The 5845-nt window shown below is 70.3% G+C and carries 6 protein-coding genes; 3 read left to right on the top strand and 3 right to left on the bottom strand.

Going from position 1 to position 5845, the window contains the following annotated elements; translation table 11 throughout:
• Positions 1-393: Rrf2 family transcriptional regulator (locus tag G6031_RS13885; protein WP_182653574.1), on the top strand; the 393-nt coding region annotated here is incomplete at its 5' end.
• Between the two features lie 170 nt (positions 394-563).
• On the top strand, positions 564-1454 hold the full coding sequence (locus G6031_RS13880) for a TSUP family transporter (RefSeq protein ID WP_182653573.1): 891 nt from the start codon (positions 564-566) through the stop codon (positions 1452-1454).
• Positions 1455-1519: 65 nt separating this feature from the next.
• Here the strand turns inward: G6031_RS13880 and G6031_RS13875 are convergent, their stop codons facing one another.
• From G6031_RS13875 to cysD, 3 genes are all read right to left on the bottom strand, one after another.
• Complete coding sequence (locus G6031_RS13875) at positions 1520-2437, bottom strand: sulfite exporter TauE/SafE family protein (RefSeq protein ID WP_179523230.1); 918 nt, start codon at positions 2435-2437, stop codon at positions 1520-1522.
• 4 nt (positions 2438-2441) lie between these two features.
• Positions 2442-4286, bottom strand: coding sequence for an adenylyl-sulfate kinase (cysC, locus tag G6031_RS13870; RefSeq protein WP_182653575.1), 1845 nt, complete (start codon positions 4284-4286; stop codon positions 2442-2444).
• 86 nt (positions 4287-4372) lie between these two features.
• Positions 4373-5290: a sulfate adenylyltransferase subunit CysD gene (gene cysD / locus G6031_RS13865; protein WP_095718176.1), complete on the bottom strand. Its 918-nt coding sequence runs from the start codon at positions 5288-5290 to the stop codon at positions 4373-4375.
• 168 nt (positions 5291-5458) lie between these two features.
• Here cysD and G6031_RS13860 point away from each other — a divergent pair.
• On the top strand, positions 5459-5845 hold a 387-nt coding region (locus G6031_RS13860; RefSeq protein ID WP_182653572.1), incomplete at its 3' end, for a helix-turn-helix domain-containing protein.

Genomic DNA, 5845 nt, shown 5'->3' with positions numbered 1-5845 from the left:
GAGAACCCGATCAGCGCCGAGGAACTGGGGCGGCTGCAGGACATCCCGCACGGGTTCCTCCAGTCCATCCTGTCGGACCTGCGGCGGGCCGGCATCGTGGCCAGTAGGCGGGGCAAGACCGGCGGCTGGACGCTCGCCCAGGACGCGGGGGGCGTCACCGTCGCGGACGTCCTGCGCGCGGTCGACGGCCCCCTCGTCAGCGTCTACGACGTACGCCCCGAGGCGGTCGACTACAACGAGCGCGCCGCTGTCCTCCAGCACGTGTGGATCGCCTCGAGGGCCTCCCTGCGGCGGGTCATGGACGCGGTGTCGCTCTCGGATCTGGCCGAGGGCCGGCTGCCCCCCGACGTCCACGCGCTCACCCTCGACGACGACGCCTGGGAGCCCCGCTGACGGACGGGACCCGGATCCGCTGACTCACCGGTGGCTCCCACCGCGGTCAGATGTTAATGTCTACTGAACAGCTCGGTTTAATGCCTTAATGGCCGGAGGGTCTCTCCCTCCGGCCGACAGGCGGCCACCGGGAGTGACAGTGTCATCGACCGACGTCGGAGGATCCCCCCGTGCCCACCCTGCTCGTCCTCGGCTTCGCCGGACTCCTGGCCCAGCTGGTCGACGGCTCGCTCGGCATGGGATACGGCGTCACCTCGACGACCATCCTCGTGGCCGCCGGCATCGCCCCCGCCGCCGCGTCGGCCGCCGTGCACTTCGCCCAGATCGGCACCACGCTCGCCTCGGGGATCTCCCACCACAAGTTCGGGAACGTGGACTGGCGCATCGTCGCGATCCTCGCCGGACCGGGTGCGGTGGGTGCCTTCATCGGCGCGACCGCGCTGACCCGGCTGTCCAGCGCGGCGGCCAAGCCCATCGTCGCCTCGCTCCTGCTCGTGCTCGGCTTCTACGTCCTCTATCGCTTCCTGCGACTCGGCGGCAGGCGGCCCCAGTTCTCCGGTCAGATCTCGGCGCGCTTCCTCGTCCCACTCGGCTTCGCCGGCGGAACCCTCGACGCGTTCGGTGGCGGCGGATGGGGCCCGGTGGGAACGACCACCCTGCTCTCATCGGGTCGGGTCGAGCCCCGCAAGGTGGTCGGCTCCATCAGCGCCTCGGAGTTCGTGGTGGCGGTGAGCGCCTCGATCGGCTTCCTCTTCGGCCTCGGCGCCGCCGGCATCAACTGGGCGTTCGCGGCCGCGCTGCTGGTCGGCGGCGTGATCGCCGCGCCGTTCGCCGCCTGGATGGTGCGCCACCTGTCGCCGCGGGTCCTGGGCACTGCCGCCGGCGGGCTCATCATCATCACCAACACGTTCACCCTGCTGAATTCCACCGGCGCCGGCGCACTGGTGATCGCCCCCGTGCTCGGGACACTGTTCCTGGCGTGGATCGTGCTGGTGGCCCACGCCGTCCGCGCCGTCCGCCGTGAGCGGACCCCCGATCCGGTGCTGGTCACGACCACCTGAGCGGCGACGCCCGGCACGGCACCCTGACCGGCACGGCACCCTGACCGGCGTGGGCCGGCAACCCGTCAGACGCGGGCCCGGGAGCGCGCGGGCGGCTCGTCGAGGTGCACCGAATACCTGCGCACCAGCGCCCGCCACACCAGCGGCCCGACCGTCACCAGCACCAGCGCGATGGCGCCGATCAGTGCAGGCGAGGCCCCGAGCATCGCCGAGGCGGTGACCGCCAACACGATGGTGATGCCCCGCCGGATCAGTCCCTGCGGTACCCGTCCGGCGAACTTCGACCCGACGTACGTCCCGATCGCCCCGCCGATCAGCAGGGGCACCAGAAGATTCCAGTCGACGCCGGTCACCATCACGTGCCCGATCGCCGCCGCGATCACCAGCGGGACCGCCTGCACGAGGTCGGTGCCCACCAGCCGCAGCGCGGCCAGGGTCGGGTACAGAAGCATGATGCACATCATGATGACCGTGCCGGAACCCACCGAGGTGATGCCCACCATCAGCCCGCCGATGACTCCGACCAGCAGGGTGATCAGCGGCTTGACGGGCGGGTTCGGGTCGCTGCCCGTGCGGATCTTGCCGGCCATCTCGAAGAACGCGCGCAGGAAATAGGCGGAAGACGCCACGATGAGCGTGCCGCCGATCGCCTTCTTCAGCAGACCCTGGACGTCGTCGGCTCCCACCGCGTGCACCAGCCAGGCCCCCAGATAGGCCGTCGGGACCGAACCCAGGATCAGCCAGAACGCGATCTTCAGGTTGGGTTTGCCGTGCTTCCAGTGCACGCCGGCCCCGATGACCTTGTTCACCGCGTTGACCACCAGATCGTTGGCCACGGCGGCGGTGGGCGGGATCCCCACGAGGATGAGCGCGGGCGTCATCAACGCCCCGCCGCCCATCCCCGTCAGACCTATGACCACGCCGATCACCGCGCTGACGACCAGCAGACCCAGCGAGTCGTAGGTCCAGAGCGCCTCCGGCACCGGGTCAGACCCCGAGGATCGAGCTGACGATCCGCTGAGCCACCTCTTCCGCGGTGCCGTCCTCCGGCCGGATGTGCAGGTCGGGGGTCAGCGGCGGCTCGTATGGCGCGGACACGCCGGTGAACTCGGGGATCTCTCCCGCCCGCGCCTTGGCGTAGAGCCCCTTGGGGTCGCGCGCCTCGCACTCGGCCAACGGGGTGTCCACGAACACCTCGGTGAAGGGCAGGTCGGCCGCGGCGTGGACGCTGCGCGCCTTGTCGCGGTCGGCGCGCATCGGGGAGATGAGGGAACAGATGACGACGACGCCGGCGTCGGCGAACAGCGCCGCCACCTCCGCGGTGCGGCGGATGTTCTCCGCCCGGTCGGAGGCCGAGAACCCGAGGTCGGCGTTGAGGCCGTGCCGCAGGTTGTCGCCGTCGAGGATGTAGGCGGGGTGCCCGGACTCGATGAGCAGTCGCTCCACCTCGGAGGCGACCGTGGACTTGCCCGAGCCCGACAGGCCCGTGAGCCACAGCGTGCGACCCTGCCCGCGGTCTCCGCGCTGGACGGCGCCGGCGTGCCACACCACGTTGGAACCGGTGGTGGCGGGGCCGATGATCATGCCCGCGCCCACGGTGTTGCCGGTGAGCTCGTCCACGAGGATGAACGCGCCGGTGTCGCGGTTACGGCGGTACGGGTCGTACATCAGCGGCGTCTGCGTGCGCAGGCCGATGCGGCCGATCTCGTTGAGCCCCAGCTCGGTGGAGTCGGGGTCGCGGTGCAGGGTGTTGATGTCGAGCCGGTACTCCAGGCCCGTGACGATCGCCTTGGTGTCGCGGGTGGTGTGCTTGACGACGTACCGCTTGTTGGGCGTGAGCGTGGAGTCGTCGGCGAACCAGCAGACCATGGCCTCCAGCTCGGTGCCCTGGTGCGGGCGGTTGCCGGGTCGGGCGATCATCTCACCGCGGACGATGTCGATCTCGTCGTTGAGTGCGATGGTCACCGCGGCCGGTGCCGCCGCCTCGTCCAGTTCCGAGCCGCCCGGGCCCCAGATGGCCTTGATGGTGGACTGCCGACCGGACGGCATGACCACCACCTCGTCGTCGACCTTCATGATGCCCCCGGCGACGGTGCCGGCGAAGGACCGGTGGTCCAGGCCGTCGGCGCGCTGGGGGCGGATCACGTACTGCACCGGGAACCGGACGTCGGTCAGGTTGCGGTCCGAGGCGATGTGCACGTTCTCGAGATGGTCGAGCAGGGCCGGGCCCGTGTACCAGGGCATCGAATCAGTGCGGTCGACCACGTTGTCGCCCTTGAGCGCGGACAGCGGCACGAACGTCACGTCGTGGACCTCGAGCTTGGCGGCGAAGTCGGTGAACTCGGAGCGGATGGCCTCGTAGGTGGCCTCGTCGTAGTCGACCAGGTCCATCTTGTTGACGGCCACGACCAGGCGCGGGATGCCCAGCAGCGCGGAGAGGAACGCGTGCCGGCGCGTCTGCTCCAGCACCCCCTTGCGGGCGTCGACCAGGATGATCGCCACGTCGGCCGTCGAGGCGCCCGTGACCATGTTGCGCGTGTACTGCACGTGGCCCGGGGTGTCGGCGATGATGAACTTGCGGCGCGGGCTCGAGAAGTAGCGGTAGGCCACGTCGATCGTGATGCCCTGCTCGCGCTCGGAGCGCAGCCCGTCGGTGAGCAGCGCGAGGTCGGTGTACTCGTCACCGCGCTTGGCCGAGGTGGCCTCGATCGAGGCGAGCTGGTCCTCGAAGATCCCCTTGGAGTCGTAGAGCAGGCGCCCGATGAGGGTCGACTTGCCGTCGTCGACCGACCCCGCGGTGGCGATGCGCAGCAGCTGGGCGTGCTCGGACATGGTGCTCAACTGCTCCGGGGTGAGAGTCGAGGCGGTGGCGAGCGTCGACCCGCTGGTCGCGGACGATGCCGTGGTGGCGGAGCTCATCAGAAGTAGCCTTCCTTCTTGCGGTCTTCCATGCCGGCCTCGGAGATCCGGTCGTCGGCACGGGTGGCGCCGCGCTCGGTGACGCGGGTCCCCGCGACCTCGGCCACGACGGCGGCGTTGTCGGCGGCGTCGGACTCCACACACCCGGTGCAGGTGGCGTCGCCGACGGTGCGGAAACGGACGAGCTCGGTGCGCGCCTCCTCGCCCGGAAGGGTCTCGAGGAACCGCGTCTTGGCCAGGAGCATCCCGTCGCGCTCGATCACCTCGCGCTGGTGCGCGTAGTAGATCGGCGGCAGGTCGATGTCCTCCCGCTCGATGTACTGCCAGATGTCCAGCTCGGTCCAGTTGGACAGCGGGAACACCCGGATGTGCTCGCCCTTGCGGTGGTTGCCGTTGTACAGCTTCCACAGCTCGGGGCGCTGTGCGCGCGGGTCCCAGGCGCCGAACGCGTCACGGAAGGAGAAGACGCGCTCCTTGGCGCGGGCCTTCTCCTCGTCGCGGCGGGCGCCGCCGAACACGGCGTCGAAGCGGTTCTCCTGGATGCCGCGCAGCAGGGCGGCGGTCTGGAGTCGGTTACGGCTGGTGCCGACGCCCGTCTCCTCGACCACGCGGCCGGCGTCGATGTCGTCCTGGACGTACGACACGAGCAGCTGGACCCCGGTCTCCTCGACCACCCGGTCCCGGTACTCGATGACCTCGTCGAAGTTGTGACCGGTGTCGACGTGCATGAGCGGGAACGGCATGGGCGCCGGCCAGAACGCCTTGCGCGCCAGGTGGAACATCACCACGGAGTCCTTGCCGCCGGAGAACAGCATCCCCGGGCGTTCGAACTGCGCGGCTACCTCGCGGAAGATGTGGACGGACTCGGCCTCGAGTGCGTCGAGGTGCGAGAGCGTCACCGCCGTCCTCGCTGTCATGCGACCTCCAATGTCGTGGGCTCGTCCGGCGTGACCGGACAGCAGACCGCAGACAGGTCTGTCTGCGGTCCGGCTCGGAGACCATCGTGCTCCCCGAGCGGCCCGATTTACATCTCGGAGACGGCAATCCCGGGCAGATCGTCCGCATGTCGACATAGGCTGTCGGATATGCGACACGAACCCACCCACCGCGTGCTCTCCGTGATCGAGGCGCTGTCGATCGAGGGCCCGCCGTTGCCCCTCGCCGAGATCGCCCGGGCCACCGGGGCCAGTCGCTCGACCCTGCACGCCGTGCTCGCCGAGATGCAGGCCGAGCAGTGGGCCGAGAAGCTCGAGGGCGGGTGGCGCGCAGGGCCCCGGATGCGCTCGGTCGCCGCGTCGCTGTCCGCCGAGGTCGACCTGGCCCGGGCCGCCAGGCAGCCGCTGGAGCGACTCGTCGACGCCACCGGCATCGCCGCAGTGGTCTTCGAGACCCGCGACGGCATGAGCGAGGTCGTGGACGCGGTCGGGGCGGGCATGCGCACCGCCTCGCGACCGGACATCGCCGTCGGGCAC

Origin of the sequence: Dietzia sp. CQ4 (genome assembly GCF_014145125.1) — a bacterium.
GTDB classification, from domain to species: Bacteria; Actinomycetota; Actinomycetes; order Mycobacteriales; family Mycobacteriaceae; genus Dietzia; species Dietzia natronolimnaea.
This window is presented reverse-complemented; position numbering and strand designations above follow the sequence as displayed.